The sequence below is a fragment of the bacterium genome, assembly GCA_030648955.1.
Classification (GTDB): Bacteria; Patescibacteriota; Minisyncoccia; order Phycocordibacterales; family JAUSHB01; genus JAUSHB01.
This window is the reverse complement of record JAUSHB010000010.1, coordinates 1-19,314: the sequence shown is the minus strand read 5'-3', so window position 1 is coordinate 19,314 and position 19,314 is coordinate 1. Positions and strand designations below refer to the sequence as shown.

Here is a 19,314-nt window from a genome sequence, read left to right as displayed (position 1 = left end):
CAAACCCATTGAAAAATCGGGGGATTTTTGGTATTCTGGGGGTAAGATTCTTTGTTAAAATTTTTATGTAAAACGCTGTAAGGAGGTGAAACCTCTCTTGCTGACCTCCTTATCCTTTGTTATTTTCTTGCAATCAAAAATGACACCAAATTTTTCATCTGAGTTCCATCCGCATTCTTTATTGCCATAGCCCGATTTTCTTCAAACGACGATAATACTGTCCACCCCTCTTTCTCATATTTTTTTGCAAGATTCCCCGGTTCAAGATAAAAATTCTTCTTTTGGGTTTCCTTAGCAAAAAAATCTCCTTCCGTAGTAATAACAGCCAGCGCGTGAATAGTCCCCGTGTTAGCCTGTTTTTGGGCAGTAGCAATCAATTCTTCTCCTCTCTCCTTAGAAATATAATGGAGTATAAACGTAAATAAAATTATGTTGTAATTTGAAAAATCAGGTGTATTTGTGGCAAGATTATACACGAAAGTTTTCAATGACAAACCTTCACGCGCAGAGTATTGAGTAAGTTCATCCACAGATTGTCCAGATAAATCAAGTGCAACAACCTTAAATCCTTTTTTCGCAAGGAATATTGCATTTCTCCCTGTTCCAGCACCTAGATCTAAAGCATTTCCTGTATCACAAAAACTAAGAACTTTCTCAATAAATTCAAGCGGTTTAATATTTGGATTTTGAGAATGTAAAAATGTATTCATATCATATACTAATAATTTTTTAAAAAAGTCCCTCAAGCTTTTAACTACTTGAGTGAATTTGGAAGCAGGACTTCCAAATTCAGGTTGCCTAAAACACAAAAACCACGAAGAAGAGTTCAAGAGTCAGCTTGAATCAATCATCATCTTCAGTTTTGCACGCCTACTCGCCAACGGGGACATTACCCTCAAGGACGCTGAAAAGGCACTCCAAGTAGCTGCTTAATCCTTGCGCCGAACACCACCTTGGTGTTTAAAGCGACGAATAATCATTGCGTTCCATCTTATCATGCCGGCTTTCTCATAGAAGCCGGCTTTTTCTTCATCGCAAACAAGGTCGGTCATGTATAATTCACCTAATTCTTCGAGCATTTTTTTAAATAGAGCACTACCTATACCTTGTTTTTGGTAGCGCTTATCAACTTCAAGAAAGGGGATATAAGAACTTAGTACGCCATCTGAAATAGCGGTTATGTAGCCAATGATCATATTTTTTTCTGTGTCGATGGCACAAATAACCTTATATGAATTTTTCAATGAATCCCGAAATACTTGATCTGAAGGTTTAATTTCCCATCCTTCAAAAAAAATTCCTAATTTACATCCTTGGAGTTCTTTGATATCCGTCGAGTATTTTATATTTTCTAATTTCATAGGTTTAATTATAACATATTGATTATGTGGGGTCTGAAATATAAAAAGCAAGGGCTTAAACTCAATATCCCCACAAACCCATTGAAAAATCGGGGGATTTTTGGTATTCTGGGGGTGTAGTAGACTCATTTTGACTGTTTTAATATAGTCCAAAAAGTATATGAAACGTATCGAAGATATTATGCAGTATGTGGAGGAGCACCATCTCTATCCCGATTTGCATGTAATTGATGGGGCTGCGGAACCAGAAGTTATCATAAATGGAAAAAAGGTACTGATGTTTTCTTCAAATAACTATCTTGGACTAGCTACGCACCCAAAAGTTGTTGCAGCCGCAATTGAAGCTACAAAGAAATACGGAGTCGGGTCAGGAGGTTCTAGGATGTTGTCAGGAAATTTACAGGTACACAGAGAGTATGAACTAGCTATAGCTAAATTTAAAGGGGGAGAAGACGCAATTGTTTTTTCTACGGGGTATCAAACGAATCTTGGTGTTATTTCCGCCGTCATGAATCCCTTCAAGGTTGGACCATATGATTTTTTTAGGAGAAGAAGCGTCATACTAAGCGATGATTTGAATCATGCAAGTATCGTTGATGGTGCAAAAGCGAGCGGACAAAAAGTCGTCGTCTATAAGCATTGTGATATGAATGATTTAGAAAAGAAGCTCAAAAAATTTAAACACAGAAGAAAATTAGTTGTAACTGACGGTGTATTTAGTATGGAGGGTGATATAGCACCCTTAGATAAAATAGTAACTTTATGCAAAAAATATAATTCTTTATTGATGGTAGATGAAGCGCATGCCACCGGAGTGATTGGAAAAAATGGCCACGGCACACTTGAGCACTTTAACTTAAAACCAACTACTGATGTTGATATTGTAATGGGAACACATAGCAAGGCACTATCTTCAGTTGGCGGATTTGTAGTGGGAAGTAAAAATTTAATCAAATATTTAAGAATAGCAAGCAGACCATATATATTTTCAGCAGCTCTACCGCCCGCTGTGTCAGCTTCACTCATTACTTCTCTAGAGGTTATAGAATCAGAACCTAATCTGAGGGTTTTATTAAATAAAAAATCAGATGATTTAAGGGCAAAATTAAATACACTTGGTTTTGATACATTGGGGAGTCAAACTCAAATTGTTCCTGTGTTAATAGGAGAAGACGAACAAGCAATTGAGTTTTCGAGAATGTTGCTTGATAAAGGTATCTACGCTCCTTGTGTAAGATGGCCCGCGGTTCCTAAACATCGAGCAAGACTTAGATTAACAGTTATGTCAACACATTCAAATGATCAAATCGCGTATCTTATAAAGTGTTGTGAATTAATTGGAAAGGAATTAAAAATTTTGTCGTAACGACGATAGATTTTTATTGTATCCACAAGTCTCGCCTCCTTCTTTACGACCGAAAGTATTTCTACGGCTATCCTTTTTAAATTGTTTTTTCCATACGTACGCCCATTTTCCATTGCCTGTTGACATAATTTTTTCATGCTGTACATTAAAAATAGGGTTGCTGGGATTGTCCTGGTAACAGATCAAAGCGAGGTTCTTTATATGAATAGCAAAGAAAAGCAACTTGTCATGACCTTATGTGGTGATAAGTGCGATGGTTGCCCACAGATTTTCACGGACAACACTGCAGAGTCTACAAAGCAAGTGGTTGTCACCGACGACTTCGGCAATACGATCGCAATGTCAAAAGACCAATTCCGGGTTCTCGTCAAGGGATCTAAGGAGGGCAAGCTGGACATCTAACCGATGACCAGCAGTGTGAAAAGGGGACTACAAACGTAGTCCCCTTTATTTAATATTATCTGGCAACTCTTTTTTAATTGCTGAAATAATAAGTTTTTTAGAATTATGTGAGAAATGAGAATTATCAAAATCACTCCACATGCCCACGACACGTAATCCACTCTCAGTTAATATTTTTTTTATCTCATTGGGCGTAAAAAGATGCATCGTTGACATTAGCACATGTATCTTCCCGCCTTCTTTCCACGTGCTCTCAACCACTTGTTTCATTGACACAATATCAACTACTTCTTTTGTGGTAGTTACTATTCCATCGCCTAATATTTTTTTTGAGATATTTGTAATTAAGCTAGTCTTTTTATTTTTTATCCAATTCTTTCTTGCGTTTTTAATTTTTAATAAAGAATTTCCTGTTGCTAGTATTAGCCTTCCTCCCTTTTTCAGTGAACGGGCAAGCTTTCCCACTGCAATTTTATGATTGTCTCTTTTAGTAAGAAAACCAAATGAAAATATACTTATAACTGCGTCAAATTCTTCAATAAAGGGAAGTGACAGCATATCTTTTTGGGTAAATTTAATAGTTAGTTTTTCTTTTCGGGCATTCCTCTTTGCAAGCACAATCAAATCTTTCGAAGAATCAATTCCTGTCACTGAGTATCCTTCCCGTGCAAACTCTAAAGAGTGTCTACCATTACCGCATCCAACATCAAGAATTTTCATACCTTTCTTTAACTTAAATTTTTTGATTATGAAAGAAACTTGCTGGTCGGCAAGTTTCTGGGGAAGTGTTGAATAGACGAGTTTAATATAGTCCTTATTAAATCCGTCTTTTTTTAATGTTTTTTTTATAGGCACGAGTCCCAGATGTTTAACATGAGATTTTAATGCACTTAGTGTACAAGAACTTGACATTTTATGCAATATTTGGAAATATAATAATGAAGTTGTTAAGATTGTCTTGACAACACCCAGCTCTTTAATGGAGGCCATTTATGAGCAAAAAGCACCTTATAACATTATGCCCACACGAAGATCCGGAATGTCCGGAAGTCTATCTTGATGACGCAGCTGATCCGGGTAAGCAAGTGGTTGTCACCGACGACTTCGGCAATACGATCGCAATGTCAAAAGACCAATTCCGGGTTCTCGTCAAGGGATCTAAGGAGGGCAAACTGGACATCTAACCGATGACCAGCAGTGTGAAAAGGGGACTACAAACGTAGTCCCCTTTATTTTTTTACCATCTCTCATACTCAGTGGTATACTTATATATACCCATCAAGCATACTATGATGATGAAAATCAACCAGATTTTTATAATGTTGTAAGTCAATCGGAAGAAAGTTAAAAATTTTGTCGTAATTTAACAAATATGAGTTTTACAGATAAGCAGGGTTTAATATTGAGGAGACCAAAAATCAGTAAATTATATTCTGTAAATGTTTCTGGTGTAGAGATAGACGTACCCGCCGTCTACGGAAAAGTTTCCGCAACCATGTCTTTTTTCCCTGCATCCTACACTAAGGTAGAACAACTTATCGGGAATAAAAGAATCTTTCCGATGAAAATCTTTCCGGGTGTGGCCATACTTGCGGTGACGGTTTTTGACTACATGGACGCTCCGGTCGGACCTTACAGAGAAATTGCATTATCAGTTCCATCCACAATAGATAAGAAAATACCTATCTTGCCATTGCTTTTTGATTCTTTGTTTTCTAACTTTGGTTTTTATACATTACTTTTAATTATGAACACTGATCTCGGCATACAACATTCCAAAGATGTTTTTGGATACCCTACGTTTAATAAGAAAGTTACCATCGATATTGAAAACGATAAATCGTTTGTAAAAATAAATGCGTATAGTGCAGAAGAACAGATATTTTCAATGAAAATGGAGGGGTTCAAAACATATCATCCAATGCAGGATAAAAAATATAATACCTTTTTTGCTAACAATAATGAGCTACATAAAGTTGAGATGGTTGTTGATGCCTATGTTGCCGAACGAAATTTAGGTGCAAAAAATAACGAATATAATTTTGGTAATCATGAAATATCGAATACGTATTTTAAGAACTTAATGCTAAGTGACAAGCCTCTTAAACATATGCACTATCGTCAGGCAACAGAAGTCCTATCACAACCTTATAAAATTTGAGCATGTTGTTTTACTATCAGACCAGTTTTCTCCTCGGAGCAATTTCTTCTGCGCTTATTGCGCTTGCGATTATTTTTAAGGGGCAAGATAAAATCATAAGAAAGAGATTTGCCTTTTTATCACTCTGCGGATCAATTTGGAGTATTGGCTTTTATTTCTTAACTCTTTCTTCCACAGAAGAGTCCGCATTATTTTGGCGTTGGTTTATGGAAAGCGGCTCCGTTTTGCTCCCTGCTTTTTGGTTGCATTTTGTGTATGCTTTTTTGGATATAAAGAATAGCAAAACTAAAATAATTATTTTAGTTACCTATTTTTTCAGTGCTGTTGTGTGGGTGCTTAACTTGCTTGGCTGGCTGTATTTCCCGGGGATTTTTGAAAGTGCGATGGTTGAGAAATATGTTTTCAAATATTATGCAATAGCAGGATTCGGATATTATTTATTTTTTTCGTATTTTAGTTTAGTTATTTTATATTCCTTATTTATTTTATATAAGGAATTAAAAAATAGTGATGGTGTTAAGGCTATTCAAATTAAATATATTCTTGTATCTGCAATTTTAGGATTCGCGGGCGGCGGCATGACATTTCTTCCAACAATAGGAATTTCCATTCAGCCATATGGGGTGATACTTTTTGCAATTTATCCTATCATTATCGCAGCTGCGATAACGCGATATCATCTTTTTGATATTAAAGTTATCACAGTTGAAACTCTTACATTTTTTATCTGGCTCCTCATACTTTTTCAAGTACTCACAACAGAAAGCTTTACGGATAAGATAATCAATGGCTTCCTTCTTCTTTTTGCAATTATTTTCGGTGTGTTACTTATTCGTACCATTATTAAAGAAGTGCAAACTCGCGAGCGGATTGAGGGACTGGTGAAAGATTTGGCGAAAGCCAACGACCATTTACGGCAGATGGAACAACAGAAGTCAGAATTCGTGTCCATCGCATCGCACCAACTCCGCACGCCACTTACCGCCATCAAAGGATATGCATCAATGATTCTTGAAGGGTCGTTTGGAGCACTCAATCAGCAGGCGCGGGAGGCTGTTGAAAAATTATTCAGATCGAGCCAACGACTCGTTTCTCTTGTCGAGGATTTTCTTACCGTCTCGCGTATTGAACGGGGTAAAATGCAGTTTGATTTTAGCTCTGTTGATCTAAGAGTTCTTGTCGGGGGGGTAGTTAAAGAACTTGAGATTGATGCGCATGATAAGGGTCCCATGATATCATTTCAAGTTGAAAGTGAAAATTCATACGTTGTTCGGGGAGATATTTTAAAACTGAAGCAAGTGTTTATCAATGTTATAGATAACGCAATCAAGTTTACCAACTATGGTTTTATTCGCATACTTCTTTCACGCAATGAAGAAACAAAAAAAATACGTATTGCTGTATCTGATACCGGAGTGGGAATGGATTTCAACACGATCCTCCATTTGTTTAAACGCTTTGATGAGGAAATAAGCTCAAACAGAAAAGGAAAAATCGGGATGAGTCCGGGCGGACTCGGACTTTATGTTTCCCATCAAATCGTGAAGGCGCACAATGGAAATATTTGGGCGCAATCTCAAGGAGTGGGCAAGGGTTCAACGTTTTTTGTCGAACTTCCGGAATGGAGGGTTGATATTAAATAAATAATTCGTATGAACTTGGGTAGTGTGCAATGTCGAGCGTAGAATTATTGTGGTATCAATGGAACAAAAACACCTTGAGATAGCTGCAAATATTTCTTCGGTAGCAGATGTTCTTAAGGTCAAGGTCGGAGATATTGTTTTTATATAAAGATAAACATGAGAAAGCATTTAGTAATAGCAACTTACGATGGTATTGGTACGCATTATTCAGGGGTTGGTACTATCGCAAAAAATATCGTAGACGCACTTGATGAATCATCGAATGATCTAAAACTTAAGGTTAGTATTGCATATATAAATGTTGATAAACAATCCAGAGTATTTAATAAACAGTGCTTTGATATGGCTTCAACATTGGTTACAAAAACTGGCGGACACATGATTCCATTATGTAATACCACTAAGGGACAAAGTGAGTGGGATATGTGGAGAAGTTTTAATGAGTGGAATTATGCTTGTGTTTCCTTGGTTACTGCTCTCAATCTAATTTTGAATCCAAATGAAGAAAATCATATTCTTTTAAATGACACACCTTTTTTGTTTTTTGCTAAATATAAAGATTTGGTAAACGATAAGAATATTAAGTGTTTTTACTTTCCTCTAAGTACTGGTAAAAATCATGCTTTTGGAGATCAAGAATGGAGGAGTAACCGCATAAGAGTAGAGCAAAAATGTTTCGACCTGATTTCAAAAGATAAAAACTCAAAAGTTGTTGCTTTGGGTAAAAGGTTTGCAGAGAGAATGTCTGAAGATTACGGCTTATCTTTTAGGGAGGAGGATTTCTTACAGAACGGTTTATTTTTTGATAGATATTTGGATTATTTGGGCAAGAAATTTGTAAATCAAGATCTGAAAAAGTTTGGTATAGAGATTGGAAAAGATAACAAATTGATTTTTGCTTGGGGTCGCTGCTCTGTTGCTAAAGGTTTTAAGGAACTCGCAAGAGCATGGGTGAAGGTATACAAACAACTGCCTAGTCATTATTTAATTTTGCAAATACCCAACAACTCCGGTGAGCCGAATTATTTTTCTGAAGTTCAAGAAATCTTATCTGAAACATCAAGATATGTGGTAATAGACGATTTTAATCCCGAAATATGGAAAACCGTATTGAGAACAGAGAATACTGATTTGGTATGCATACCCTCAATTATGGATCCATTCCCACATACTTCAATAGAAGCGAAACTTTTTTCAAACGGAATGAATTACATCACTATTATTAGCGATGTAGATGGTGCTGTCGATGCGTTTGCTCGTAGCGAATCTATGTATGTTGATCCTAGAAATACAGAGTTGTTTGCACAAAAAATAATTGAAGCTATCACCATGGATTATAAAAGTAGAAGAGAAATTATAAATAGGAACAAAGAAACAATTAATAAATTTGATTTCCCTAAAATTTTAGAAAAGTTTATTAAAAATAATATCGTAGACATATGATTTTTCGCTGGTCAATTTGGGGAAATTATATAGCTAGGAATGTCGAATTACTTCGTTATAGCGTTCTCACCTTTAAAAAACAATTTGGGAATAATCATAAATACATAATTTATACTGATAATAAGGAGTATGTTTCCAAGTACTTTGATGAAAACATAGATATTAGGCAATTTCCGACAGACGAATACTCGTTATTTTGTGTAACCTCTAAAGCTACATGGATGAAGTGGTGTCCATCATCGAGACTTGATATTAATCAGACGGAATTTTATATAGACTCAGATGTCTTTTTATTAAAATATCCCAAAGAGATAGATTCTTTCTTATCTAATCCAAAAGAGAAATTTGCCATCACAGATGAGTTTCTCGGTCAATCATGGCAACACGGGGCGATGAGTAAAAGGGCGACACCTGAAACACCTTTTGTAAACGCGGGGTTTTTTGTACAAAAAGCGGGGCATGATATATCGAACGATTTAAAAAAAGAGTTCGAATGGTGGAAGGAGAATATAAAAGAGGTCGAACAAACTCACCACGATGAGCAGGGTGCACTAGCGATTGCATTAACGAACAATTTTGTTAGGGGAGAATTGTATGTGTTACCAAAAGACACGTATATGCTTATCGGAGAAAACGAGAACACGGATGTTGAAGATCTTGAGAATGTAACCTTATTCCACGCAGTCTATCCAGACCATCCGGCGTTCTATAAATTCAAAAACTTCCTCGATAAGTTAATCAAATGATCAGTTTCAAAATCAGACTATAAATGCTATTATTGTCACATGCAAAATGGTAAAACGGTTGCGATTCTTATGTCTGTTAGGGATGAGGAGTCATATATTGATTTAAATATTTCATATCATCTTGATCTTGGTTTTGACTACATATTTGTAGCTGATCATTATTCAATAGATAATACGAAAGAAATACTTAATTCATATAAAGATAATCCTAAGGTTATCGTGATCGAAGAAAAAGATCCGATTTTTGACCATGCAAAAATTGCTAATAAACTTCTTAATCATGCGAAGTTCAATTACAAAATTGATTGGTTTATTTTCTTGGATGTTGATGAGTTTCTTTCTATAAACGATGATACTGTTCACGATTTTGTGGAACGTCTGGAAAATAATAATATTCCGTATGCAACTATTGGTTGGGCTAATGCATTATTTGATTACACTTTTTCTGATTATACATCTTCGCCAACTAATCCTATTGATACAACAAAATATTATTATCCATGGCCAGAAAAAGATTGGCAAGAGTACGGCCATTTTAGAAAGGCTATCGTTAAAAACCACGATAATATGGAGATTGTTGTCGGAGGTCACTACGTGGAAACGGGAAATAACAGAGAATTTTTCGGTATATACCATCGGAATCCTTTCATTGTTCCAGTGGATGAGGCAAAATTATTGCACTTTGAGTTCAGGGGGAAAGCTGAAGATATTTATAAAAAATGGGAAAAGTTGGCAACCTTTGAAAGTGATTCAACCTCTGACCCGGGTTCTCCTTGGATGGAACGAATTCAAACAATCAGAGGGTACGTTGAAGAGTTTAAGAATAATATAAACGAAATTAACAAAAGATGGTTTTCTGAGCACAGAACGTTTTGGGGAACAGTTATACCTGATGAAAGAATTATTTATGATACCACACTAGCGATCTGGTATGGAAAGTATTTTCGAAAAAAGGTGAAGAGTGGAAAAATTAAGTCAGTTTGTTTGGTGCGAAGCGGTCATTTGGGGGATGTTGTCATGTCTGAACCTGTTGCAAGGTTTCTTTCTAAGTATATTGATAAAGTATGTTTAGCTACGGAAATAAAAGATGCGGATTTGATATTTAGCACCTACCATAAGTTTTATGGGTACGATAAAGTTGTTTCAGGGGATATTGATTGTGATGTGACACTAAAATTAGTGTATGAACTTAGTGATAACAGTAAAACATATATACAAGGATATATGGAGTCAGTTGGCTTTGGAGATGTGACCATCACAGACATTCCTGCCTTGAATCAGGAATGGAAGAACATCATTGAAGACAAATATATTCTACTATCCCCCTTTTCTAGTTCGTGGGAAGAGAAGAAAAGGGGTTGGGGGTACGAAAAATTTATCGAGCTATCAAAATTGCTTGAGACTGAATACGGTATTAGGTGTGTGATGCTCGAGAACCATTACTTGTTTGACGAAATGGTGTCTCTTATCAGGCATTGCGAGTTTATTGTTGGAAATGATTCTGGGCCAATAGTAGTTGCCCAAAGTTTTTATAAGAAATCATTTATTATTTTTGGAGCAACACGTCCCGAATACTTACGTTTATCTGAATATGCAGTGCCAATTTATGATAAAAATAGACATAAGCTCTGCAAACATAATTCAAGAAAAGAAGAAATAGATTGCTGTGAGGAATTTTGCATGGACAGAATAAAGGTCGCTGATGTTTTTGGTAAAATTAAATCAAACGTATGAATGCATTAGAACCACAAATAAAATTAGCTTACATCATGGGTTTGAGAGATGTGGTACTGGGTGAAATAAAAAAGAATTCTAATTTTCATATTATCAAAGAAGATATTGACTCGATATATCTCGAGTTTGCTAAAGATTATTTAGTAGATATTAAGCAACTGAGAAGTGTTACTCGGGCATATATTACAGTACAAGATAGTAAGTGTCACCCCTCTTACATTTCTAACCATAAATCAATCTTGGGTAATCTTATAGAAATTGTTCTCAGTGGAAACAATGAACAGTTTAAAAGTTTCAAGATAACTTGTGCAGGGTCAGATTCCTCTGAAGTTAGAAGTATCGCTAGATATATACAAGAAACATACGGACTTTTTGAGAAAGAAGAAGCTGATATGAAAATACATATTGTGAAGCCAGATGTCATATGGGAAATAGGTATTCAAATTACTCCACGCCCGTTGTCTGTCAGAGACTATAAGGTACGAAATATGAGCGGGGGAATGGATCCTACGATTGCCTATGCAGTAAATTCTTTCTGTGTATTAGATAAGGCAAAAAAATATTTAAATGTTTTTTCTGGTAGCGCAACACTGCTTATTGAAGCCGCTCAATGTTATCCATATCTAGGACAGCTAGTTGGTTTTGATAATAATAAAAAGCACCTTTCTTTGGCTATACAGAATATAAAAAAAGCAGGATTGATTAAAAAGATACAAATCAAGGAAATGGATATTTTCGATAAACCTGATTTGGGAAAATTTGATGCGATTACGTCTGATTTGCCTTTCGGGATGTCTGTATCAAAAGGTGAGGATCTTGAAAATTTATATCAAAGTTTTATTGAGTATAGTCAAGAAATATTAAATCCTGACGGAAGATTGGTGATATATACAAGCGAGCATGAAATTTTAGAAAAAATTATCTCAGAATCAAAGTTTAAAATAATAAAGACATTAGAATTAAAGTTTATAACGGCAGTGGATGCGTATCTTCGTCCAAAAATTTTTGTGTGTAGATTTTAATAAGAGTTAGAAATTCAGTAAGGACTCGGTTACTGTATGTTGCCGTTATATAGCATGAGTTTTGGTCCTTTAATTTTATCATATATACCCAGAGTATCCTCGATACTATTTGCTACGGGATCCCCTTTTAGATTTAAGGATGTATTTAATAATACGTAAATTCCCGTTTTGTCCCCAAAACTTTTTATTAGGTCATAAAGAAAAGGGTTTGTTTTTCTATTGATGGTCTGAACCCTGGCGCTGCCATCGTGGTGGATTCCACCTTTTATTTTTTCTTGCGCAGACTTAACGATATCATATTTATACAACATAAAAGGTGAAATTGCTGGCCCCATGAAATACTCATGTACTTTTTCCTCAAGCACAACAGGTGCTACCGGCCGATAACTTTCTCTTTGTTTTATTTTTTCACTTAATTTTTGTTTTACAGCAATCTTATCTGGACGGGTAATAAGCGACCTATTTCCTAATGCCCTTGGACCGACTTCAGCTTGGCCATTGTGCAAAATCACCACACCGTCTTTCAAAAGTATATCTACAGCTTTATCAATAGAATCAGAAGTATATGTGAATTGTTTTTCTCCCGTACCTAGATATGGAAGGTTAACAAATGGACGTACTTTAAGCACTTCATTTATTAAGATGCATATAGCTCCTAATGATTGGCCTGTGTCGTCGCAACAAGATGCGATAAAATGACGCATGTTCGGAAAATTTTTTAAAATCTCGCTATTTACATCTAAATTTAAACACGCCCCACCAGCCATTACTAAATTGTTGCTTTCTTTGCCTATATGCTTAAGAACACCGGCTACATCTTTGACTCTATGCTCAGAAAAAAATTTTTGGACCGAAGCACTAAAATCAACAACACTTTTATTATAAATAGAAACATTCCCTCCTTCTATGTCGGGGAAAAGTTTTTTTAGAATCTCAACACTGTCCTGATAAAAAGCCTCCCCTAATTCAGACATAACGCTTTCAAGTTTGTCGGTCATTTCTGTTTTAGGAGTGCCATAAGCAGCTAGAGCCATCATTTTACCTTCGCAATGAACCTCATTGTATAAAAAATATGAACAGGCACCATAAAATTTTCCATTTATCATACTACCTATATCGATATTCGTTCTTTTTATTTGATTCTCTTTGCCCAAATAGGCCCCAACGCATTCTCCTTTTTTGTTTAATTCATTATAATCACCACCACCATCACACGTAACAATAACCGCATCTTTAAAATCAGACATTAAATACGTTGCCGCGTGAGCTAGATGATGATTTACAATGAGCACGTCTCTCTTTTTACCCAGTATCTTAACTTTTTTCCAATGAGGGTCTCTTGGTAATCCTGTTTGTAAATTAAAAACATCCTCTTTTTCTAAGAGGGGGTTTTGAAGTGTGGTCATTGACCAGTAAGTGATATCTTTCACACCCTTTTTTAGATAGGATAATCCGTACTGGATTAAATATTCCACCTCTTTTTTATTATTGAATCCTTTTTTCTTTATTCTAAAAATCCTTTCCGCCTCTAAAACAAGTACAACACGATCATTAACCGCAAAGGAAACGGAGGAGTCGTGTACATTGTATGCTATAGCACAAAATAGCTGTTCATTCATATATTCTGGTATAATATATCAGAATAATTAATTATGAAAGAGTTTGATTTAAAGAAATACCTAAGTAGGTATGAATATACTGATGTCGACTTCTTTCGATTTCCTGGTAATTATGGCGATTCTCTTATCTGGCATGGAACAAAGGGGTTGATTTCTTCGCTTAACATTTCAGAGCACTATGTAGATATTACTTCGCCTAAGTATAATGACGTACTGTTTATAGATGGTGGAGGTAATCTTGTTGATTATTATTCTGACATTAGAGACTTCCTGCTTAAAAAGCCTGATTTATACAATGAAATTGTTATTCTTCCACACACAATATTTGGCGAGAAGCAGATCGAGGTTTTGAATAATATTACCAGCAAGCTGGTAATATTTTGCCGAGAAAAAATTTCTACAAAATTCTTAGAAGATAAACTAACTGACGGCGAAATATATCTATGGCACGATTGCGCATTTTATAATGAGTTTACTCAGATCCCCGCAGGAAGGGGTGTTTTAAATGCATTCCGTTCAGATCTGGAATCAGGATTGAATAGGCACCCAGAGATAAATAATGATGTATCATCTAACGGATACTCAACTAAACCACTGGATGAGTTGATTGGAATTTTACAGAAATACGAACAAGTAAATACTGATAGATTGCACATAGCTATTGGTGCTACATTATTAGGGAAAAAGGTAAAGTTGTTTTCGAACTCGTACTATAAAAACAAAGCAGTATTTGATTACTCACTTAAAGAATTTCCAAACATTTCTTTTGAAGAAAAACTTAATGATAAATAAAAATGTTTAATTTTAAAATAATAGCAAAGATATTTTCTAATTTTGTAAAGAACCCTTGTGGGGAGTTTAAGTATAAAGAAAAAATAGAATATCTTGTCTGGTTGAGTATAAAAACAAATCACACCCTTTGGGATCTGGAAGACTTAGCGAGGTTGCCTGAATTAGGGGATAAACATGTCTCTGGTACTAAAAAAGAAATAGACAGGAATAATCAGATTAGAAACGATCTAATTAAGGACATCGACATGGAAATTATAAAGGAGTTTGATGTTTCTACTGGTCCACAAGAAAAATTTTATAGTGAAAGTCCAGGAATGATTATAGATAGGCTCGCCATTATTTTTATTAAATTATCGGTCATTAAAAAATTAATATCAGTTATTAAGGAAGAAGATCTAAAGCAAGATTATATAAATAAGGGAAAATTGATTTCAGGACAAATGGAGAATCTTGGCAATTTTTTGGATTTATACTTGATAAGAATAAAAAATGGAAAAGCAATTTTTGAAATACAACAACCTATTAAGATTTATAATGACGAAAGGGTTAAAAAATATATCAGAATTATAAAGCAAGATCATCGTTAATAAAAAGAAGGTCTCTTTCACAATAAGGACTCAAAAATGCACGTTCTTTTAAATCACGACAGTAATCTTCACCGAATTTCTTATCGTGGTATGATTGAGGTATGAGTAAATACTGTCTAAATAGCACGCGACCTCTCTTCAGGTAGGAGTCGAAATATTGATGCGTGAGACCCCGGGTTGGGGTCTCTATGTTTCCCATCAAATCGTGAAGGCGCACAATGGAAATATCTGGGCGCAATCTCAAGGAGTGGGCAAAGGTGAGGAAGCGAGTGTGCGTAGCTTCCGCAAGGGCGGAGCACGACAGTGCGAGCCGGGGTCGCGTAAATTTTCAGCCCGCCTGCCGTGCGCATCTCTCTGCGGCGCGGGCAGGCAGAAAATTATGTGTGACCGACGTTTTTTGTCGAACTTCCGGAATGGAGAGGGATGTGAGATTGGGGGATTAACAATTGACCATTAGCTCTTGGCTATAACGTATATAATTAATTATTTGCTCTCCATTACGCGCTATGTTAGGATAAAAGTATGGAAATACTTGATAAAAAACTACAAAAACAAATTCGTATCGCTTCAAAAAAACTCGGCGTGACAGAAAATGAGGTTCTTAAGCGTGCTATTTCAAGTTACATGGGCAACTTTGAAGATTTAGTAAATTTACAAAGCGAACTTCATGCATGGGATATATTATCTGCCAAGGCGATGCGAAAGTATAATTTCTAAATTTTTATGAACCCCGGCGATGTAAAGAAATTTATCGTAGCCGGGGGCGCACTTGTCGTCCTTGTTCTTGTTTCCTGCGGACTTACGGGGTGTAAAACACCTTGGAGTAAAGACGGGAATCAAAGCGATTCTTCAACAAGCAACACAAATACCACGGAAATTCCAGGTCTCGTTCCTGATCCAGGTGAAGCTGGTAAGGCGACAATTCCGGGTATCATTACAAACTCCAAAGGTATACGCGACGACATCTATAATTACATCCTGATCAATCATCAAGATTCTGAAAAGACGCGGGAGGCGTTGTTTCAAGAAGCAAGAGTACTGCAGAATGCTTTGCTTGACGCAAATGACAAAGTAAAATCAATCAACCACGGGGATGAGATTACACGTGCGGGTGATTGTTTGCGCTATATCAGCCCACAAGATGCTTCAAAGGTGGAAAATTCATTCGTATCAATGTTCATTAATACCGATGCACGACATAAGGCATTCGAAGCGTTTGATCGTCAAATTGGTGGACAATCGTTTGCTGGTACTCCGTACGACCAACGAAAAACTGCTTGTACATTTACCCCTGATTCTCTCCCCAACTAGTCATAACGATGGAGGTATGACCCATGAAATTCTTTGCGAGGCTGTTCCTTGTTGTACTTTTCTGCGTTCACCTGCAATATCCCACATATGCACAAAATCTTTTCTGCGCGAACCAATCGCAGAAAAAGATTCTTGTGGTGTTTGGCAACGGTGTATTAAGTAATCTGTACAACGCTAATCAATCACGGGGAGAAATCGAGGACAGATTAAAGGTAATTCTTTCTCCGGATCAATTTGCATTACTGGAGTTTAAGATTGCCTATAACACCTCAGTAGGCGGACTTGTTGATGTCTATGAGGCGGTGAAGCAAAAGATTGCTAACGACAGTTATGTCACGCAGTTCTGGCGGTGGATGAGCAATTTAGATCCATTACCTGATTGGCTTCAGGAAACAATGAAAGAGCACCTTGTGGCAATCGACCCAGTAAGCTATCTTGATGCCCATGATATAAGCGATCACCTTCAGGTATATCGCACCGCAATTCTTGAAGGAAGAATTGTCGTTGTCGTTGCGCATTCCCAGGGAAACTTCGGGGCAAATAAAGTGAGTGATATTCTCTACAACGGCCCCAGTCCAATCCAAACAAGAAGTTTTGGAATTGTCTCAGTGGCTAATCCTGCAAGTTTTGTTGGCGGCAGAGGTCCTTACTCAACCCTTGCGGAGGATGCAGTAATCAATGCGGTTCGGTTGGTGTCGGTTATTGGCGCGGCTCAACCGCTTCCGGCAAACGTGACCAACTTCCCGTTTCCGATTGTTGACCCGCTACGGCATTTCTTTGTGGAGACTTATCTCTATCCGGATAGTCCAAGTGAGACAAAAATCCTCAACGATATCGTCGCAATATTGCAGGAGTTGGTACAACCCCCAGAACTCGCCCAACCAGGCGCAATCACCGCAACACTCACGTGGGGAACTCAACCCGATGTGGACCTCCATGCATTTGAAGACCTCGGTGTCATCGGCGCTCATGTGTTTTATTGGAATATGGTGGGCATTGCGGGAAAACTGGATGTGGATGATAGGGAGCAGTATGGTCCAGAGCATTATACAGTTTCATGCGGGACTCTTCAGGCAGGAATTTATCGCATCGGGGTAAACTATTTCGACGGAATTTCCCCTGAAACTGCACAGATACAAGTGAAAGCAGGACTTTCTGTCCGCACTTTCACACGGGAATTACCCACTGCACTCGGCAGTTCGGGGAATAACAGTCCTGTCCCCGTCGCCGATATTATTGTTATGGGGGATCAGCAGAATGGGTTCACGTTTGATATTCGGGAAGTTGTTCCCAGTCAAACACCAAACATAACGTTCGGTCAATTCTAATTTCTTTTGTGTTATTTTATTCCACACCCCCTCGGGCTTTCACGAGGGGGTGTTTTTTTTGCATGGCAAGGATTTATCGTACTTTTTGCGTTTCCCAGGCAAGTGTGTTTTGATGGATTGATTTTTACTGTACAATATATATACATAAAACAAAATAGCTCGTTCATGTCAAGTGGTCAATAATTATTATGCAACTGGAAATTATATCAAACACGGGAAGTACGGTAACGTTTATCGCGGGTTTTGTCATGTTGATTACGGGGGTCATTGTTTTCACGCGCGATAGAGAGAAAAAAAGTAACTACTTATTTTTTCTTCTGTCCCTATCTGCATCCCTATGGAGTGTTACGCTCGGTTTTTTTGAAATTACCCATAATCAATTTTTGGAAAAATATCTTCTGATACTCGTGTATATTACCGCTGCAATTATCCCCCTCGCACTCCTATTTTTTTCAATCGCACTCGCCACAGAACGCATAAAACTTTCACGTTTCAAGAAAATTCTTGTTTGGGCACCATTTATTTTTATTGTTACCGGTCTTCTTATTCCTGATTTTATCCTCAAGAATAAGGATGGATTTGATGGTGTGGCAAAAACAATTGCATTTGGAAAATGGTTCCCACTCTACGTTGCGTATATCATCGGGTATCTTATCGCGAGCATTGGAGTCATGATAAAGCGATATCATGAAGGCGCGGGTATTTTTAAAGTTGAGCTCCGGGATATTCTTTTAAGTACCGTTACCGCAATTATATTTACGCTTTCGACAAATCTCTTTTTGCCCAATGCGGGTATTTTTAAATATTTTTGGATTGGTCCCATCATCTTGGTTTTTACATTTCTTATGGTGGGGTATCTCATTATAAAATACAATTTTTGGAATTTGAAACTGATTGCGACGGAGCTGTTTGCGTCTCTCATTATTATGACGCTTGTCATTGAGATCCTTATTACGACTTCGATAGCGGACTTTATTACTAAGCTTGGCATCACACTCTTTGTGGTGTTTTCAAGCGTTTTTCTCATACGAAGTGTGCGTAATGAGGTCGAAGCAAAAGAAGAGGTCGAAAGACTTCTCAATGATCTTGCATACGCAAATCAAGAGCTTCAATCACTTGATAGACGCAAATCAGAATTTCTCTCCATTGCGTCTCATCACCTTCGTGACCCGCTCACTGCTATCAAAGGGTATGCTTCGATGTTGCTTGAAGGATCATTTGGCGGTGAGCTTGGCAAGGATGTGAAAGAAGCTATGGAAAAAATATTTGAATCCAGTAAGCGACTCGTCACCATCATCGAAGATTTTCTTAACATAACGCAGATCGAGCAAGGGGAGATGGCGTATCAATTTACCGCAGTCAATTTGAAGAAACTCTTGAGCGATGTCGTTGAAGAATTATCTCCTTCGGCCTTGCGTTCTGGTCTCGAACTTCATTTTATAGGGGATGGCGTAAGTCCCGAAGGAAGCGTCATTGCTGGAGATACAGGGAAACTTCGGCAGGTCATTACCAATCTCATTGACAACTCTATTAAATATACCCCCAAAGGCAGTGTTCGCGTCATGATTGTACACACTGAACACAAAGGACAGACCTATCTTCAGTTGTCTGTTAATGATACCGGTATTGGAATGGATACTGAAACACAGGAAAAAATATTTAATAAATTTAGCCGAGCAGAAGGGGTTAGTAAACTTTATACCGACGGATCGGGTCTTGGTTTGTATGTTGCAAAAGAAATACTCAAAAAACACAATGGCCGAATCTGGGCAGAGTCAGAAGGACTCGGAAAGGGCTCG

General features: G+C 37.1%; 21 protein-coding genes. 17 read left to right on the top strand and 4 right to left on the bottom strand.

All coding sequences use genetic code 11. The features are described 5' to 3' along the window. Positions 1-119 precede the first annotated feature (119 nt). Complete coding sequence (locus tag Q7S11_01845) at positions 120-710, bottom strand: methyltransferase domain-containing protein (GenBank protein ID MDO8572495.1); 591 nt, start codon at positions 708-710, stop codon at positions 120-122. Between the two features lie 52 nt (positions 711-762). Between Q7S11_01845 and Q7S11_01840 the strand changes: the two genes are divergently transcribed. Next, a complete protein-coding gene (locus tag Q7S11_01840) occupies positions 763-933 on the top strand; it encodes a hypothetical protein (protein MDO8572494.1) in 171 nt (56 codons plus the stop codon). Here Q7S11_01840 and Q7S11_01835 read toward each other — a convergent pair. Further along, on the bottom strand, positions 930-1,361 hold the full coding sequence (locus Q7S11_01835) for a GNAT family N-acetyltransferase (GenBank protein ID MDO8572493.1): 432 nt from the start codon (positions 1,359-1,361) through the stop codon (positions 930-932). The genes Q7S11_01840 and Q7S11_01835 overlap by 4 nt on opposite strands. A 160-nt stretch (positions 1,362-1,521) precedes the next feature. Between Q7S11_01835 and bioF the strand changes: the two genes are divergently transcribed. Both bioF and Q7S11_01825 read left to right on the top strand, forming a co-directional pair. Continuing rightward, entirely contained in the window at positions 1,522-2,727 is a 1,206-nt protein-coding gene (gene bioF, locus Q7S11_01830; protein MDO8572492.1) for an 8-amino-7-oxononanoate synthase, read from the top strand. Positions 2,728-2,862: 135 nt separating this feature from the next. After that, the gene (locus Q7S11_01825; GenBank protein ID MDO8572491.1) at positions 2,863-3,129 is read left to right on the top strand and encodes a hypothetical protein; all 267 of its coding nucleotides are present in this window, start codon (positions 2,863-2,865) and stop codon (positions 3,127-3,129) included. Positions 3,130-3,174: 45 nt separating this feature from the next. Here Q7S11_01825 and Q7S11_01820 read toward each other — a convergent pair whose 3' ends face one another. Then, positions 3,175-4,041 carry a methyltransferase domain-containing protein gene (locus Q7S11_01820; GenBank protein MDO8572490.1) on the bottom strand — a complete coding sequence of 289 codons (867 nt, stop codon included), beginning with the start codon at positions 4,039-4,041 and terminating at the stop codon, positions 3,175-3,177. An 80-nt stretch (positions 4,042-4,121) separates the two neighbouring features. Between Q7S11_01820 and Q7S11_01815 the strand changes: the two genes are divergently transcribed. The 7 genes from Q7S11_01815 to Q7S11_01785 all read left to right on the top strand — a co-directional run bounded on the left by Q7S11_01815 (position 4,122) and on the right by Q7S11_01785 (position 11,878). Then, on the top strand, positions 4,122-4,313 hold the full coding sequence (locus tag Q7S11_01815; GenBank protein MDO8572489.1) for a hypothetical protein: 192 nt from the start codon (positions 4,122-4,124) through the stop codon (positions 4,311-4,313). A gap of 188 nt (positions 4,314-4,501) precedes the next feature. After that, a complete protein-coding gene (locus Q7S11_01810) occupies positions 4,502-5,290 on the top strand; it encodes a hypothetical protein (GenBank protein ID MDO8572488.1) in 789 nt (262 codons plus the stop codon). A gap of 2 nt (positions 5,291-5,292) precedes the next feature. After that, complete coding sequence (locus Q7S11_01805) at positions 5,293-6,933, top strand: ATP-binding protein (GenBank protein MDO8572487.1); 1,641 nt, start codon at positions 5,293-5,295, stop codon at positions 6,931-6,933. A gap of 156 nt (positions 6,934-7,089) precedes the next feature. Next, positions 7,090-8,376 (top strand): glycosyltransferase, encoded by a 1,287-nt coding sequence (locus tag Q7S11_01800; GenBank protein MDO8572486.1) that lies wholly within the window; start codon positions 7,090-7,092, stop codon positions 8,374-8,376. Further along, positions 8,373-9,122: a hypothetical protein gene (locus tag Q7S11_01795; protein ID MDO8572485.1), complete on the top strand. Its 750-nt coding sequence runs from the start codon at positions 8,373-8,375 to the stop codon at positions 9,120-9,122. Before Q7S11_01800 ends, Q7S11_01795 begins: the two co-directional genes overlap by 4 nt. A 39-nt stretch (positions 9,123-9,161) precedes the next feature. Continuing rightward, complete coding sequence (locus Q7S11_01790; GenBank protein MDO8572484.1) at positions 9,162-10,856, top strand: glycosyltransferase family 2 protein; 1,695 nt, start codon at positions 9,162-9,164, stop codon at positions 10,854-10,856. Further along, positions 10,853-11,878 (top strand): methyltransferase domain-containing protein, encoded by a 1,026-nt coding sequence (locus tag Q7S11_01785; protein MDO8572483.1) that lies wholly within the window; start codon positions 10,853-10,855, stop codon positions 11,876-11,878. The genes Q7S11_01790 and Q7S11_01785 overlap by 4 nt, the downstream gene beginning before the upstream one ends. A gap of 29 nt (positions 11,879-11,907) precedes the next feature. On the opposite strand, the gene Q7S11_01780 is transcribed toward Q7S11_01785, so the two are convergent. Then, positions 11,908-13,497: a carbamoyltransferase C-terminal domain-containing protein gene (locus Q7S11_01780; protein MDO8572482.1), complete on the bottom strand. Its 1,590-nt coding sequence runs from the start codon at positions 13,495-13,497 to the stop codon at positions 11,908-11,910. Between the two features lie 33 nt (positions 13,498-13,530). Here Q7S11_01780 and Q7S11_01775 point away from each other — a divergent pair, with 33 nt between their 5' ends. From Q7S11_01775 to Q7S11_01745, 7 genes are all read left to right on the top strand, one after another. Then, on the top strand, positions 13,531-14,289 hold the full coding sequence (locus Q7S11_01775; protein MDO8572481.1) for a polysaccharide pyruvyl transferase family protein: 759 nt from the start codon (positions 13,531-13,533) through the stop codon (positions 14,287-14,289). A 2-nt stretch (positions 14,290-14,291) separates the two neighbouring features. After that, a complete protein-coding gene (locus Q7S11_01770; protein ID MDO8572480.1) occupies positions 14,292-14,876 on the top strand; it encodes a DUF4254 domain-containing protein in 585 nt (194 codons plus the stop codon). Positions 14,877-15,094: 218 nt separating this feature from the next. After that, positions 15,095-15,319 (top strand): hypothetical protein, encoded by a 225-nt coding sequence (locus Q7S11_01765; GenBank protein ID MDO8572479.1) that lies wholly within the window; start codon positions 15,095-15,097, stop codon positions 15,317-15,319. Between the two features lie 79 nt (positions 15,320-15,398). Further along, positions 15,399-15,593: a hypothetical protein gene (locus Q7S11_01760; GenBank protein ID MDO8572478.1), complete on the top strand. Its 195-nt coding sequence runs from the start codon at positions 15,399-15,401 to the stop codon at positions 15,591-15,593. Positions 15,594-15,599: 6 nt separating this feature from the next. Beyond that, positions 15,600-16,187 carry a hypothetical protein gene (locus Q7S11_01755; protein ID MDO8572477.1) on the top strand — a complete coding sequence of 196 codons (588 nt, stop codon included), beginning with the start codon at positions 15,600-15,602 and terminating at the stop codon, positions 16,185-16,187. Between the two features lie 23 nt (positions 16,188-16,210). Then, positions 16,211-17,515, top strand: coding sequence for a hypothetical protein (locus Q7S11_01750; GenBank protein ID MDO8572476.1), 1,305 nt, complete (start codon positions 16,211-16,213; stop codon positions 17,513-17,515). Positions 17,516-17,703: 188 nt separating this feature from the next. Next, positions 17,704-19,314 (top strand): ATP-binding protein (locus tag Q7S11_01745; protein ID MDO8572475.1); only part of this gene is annotated, 1,611 nt, incomplete at its 3' end.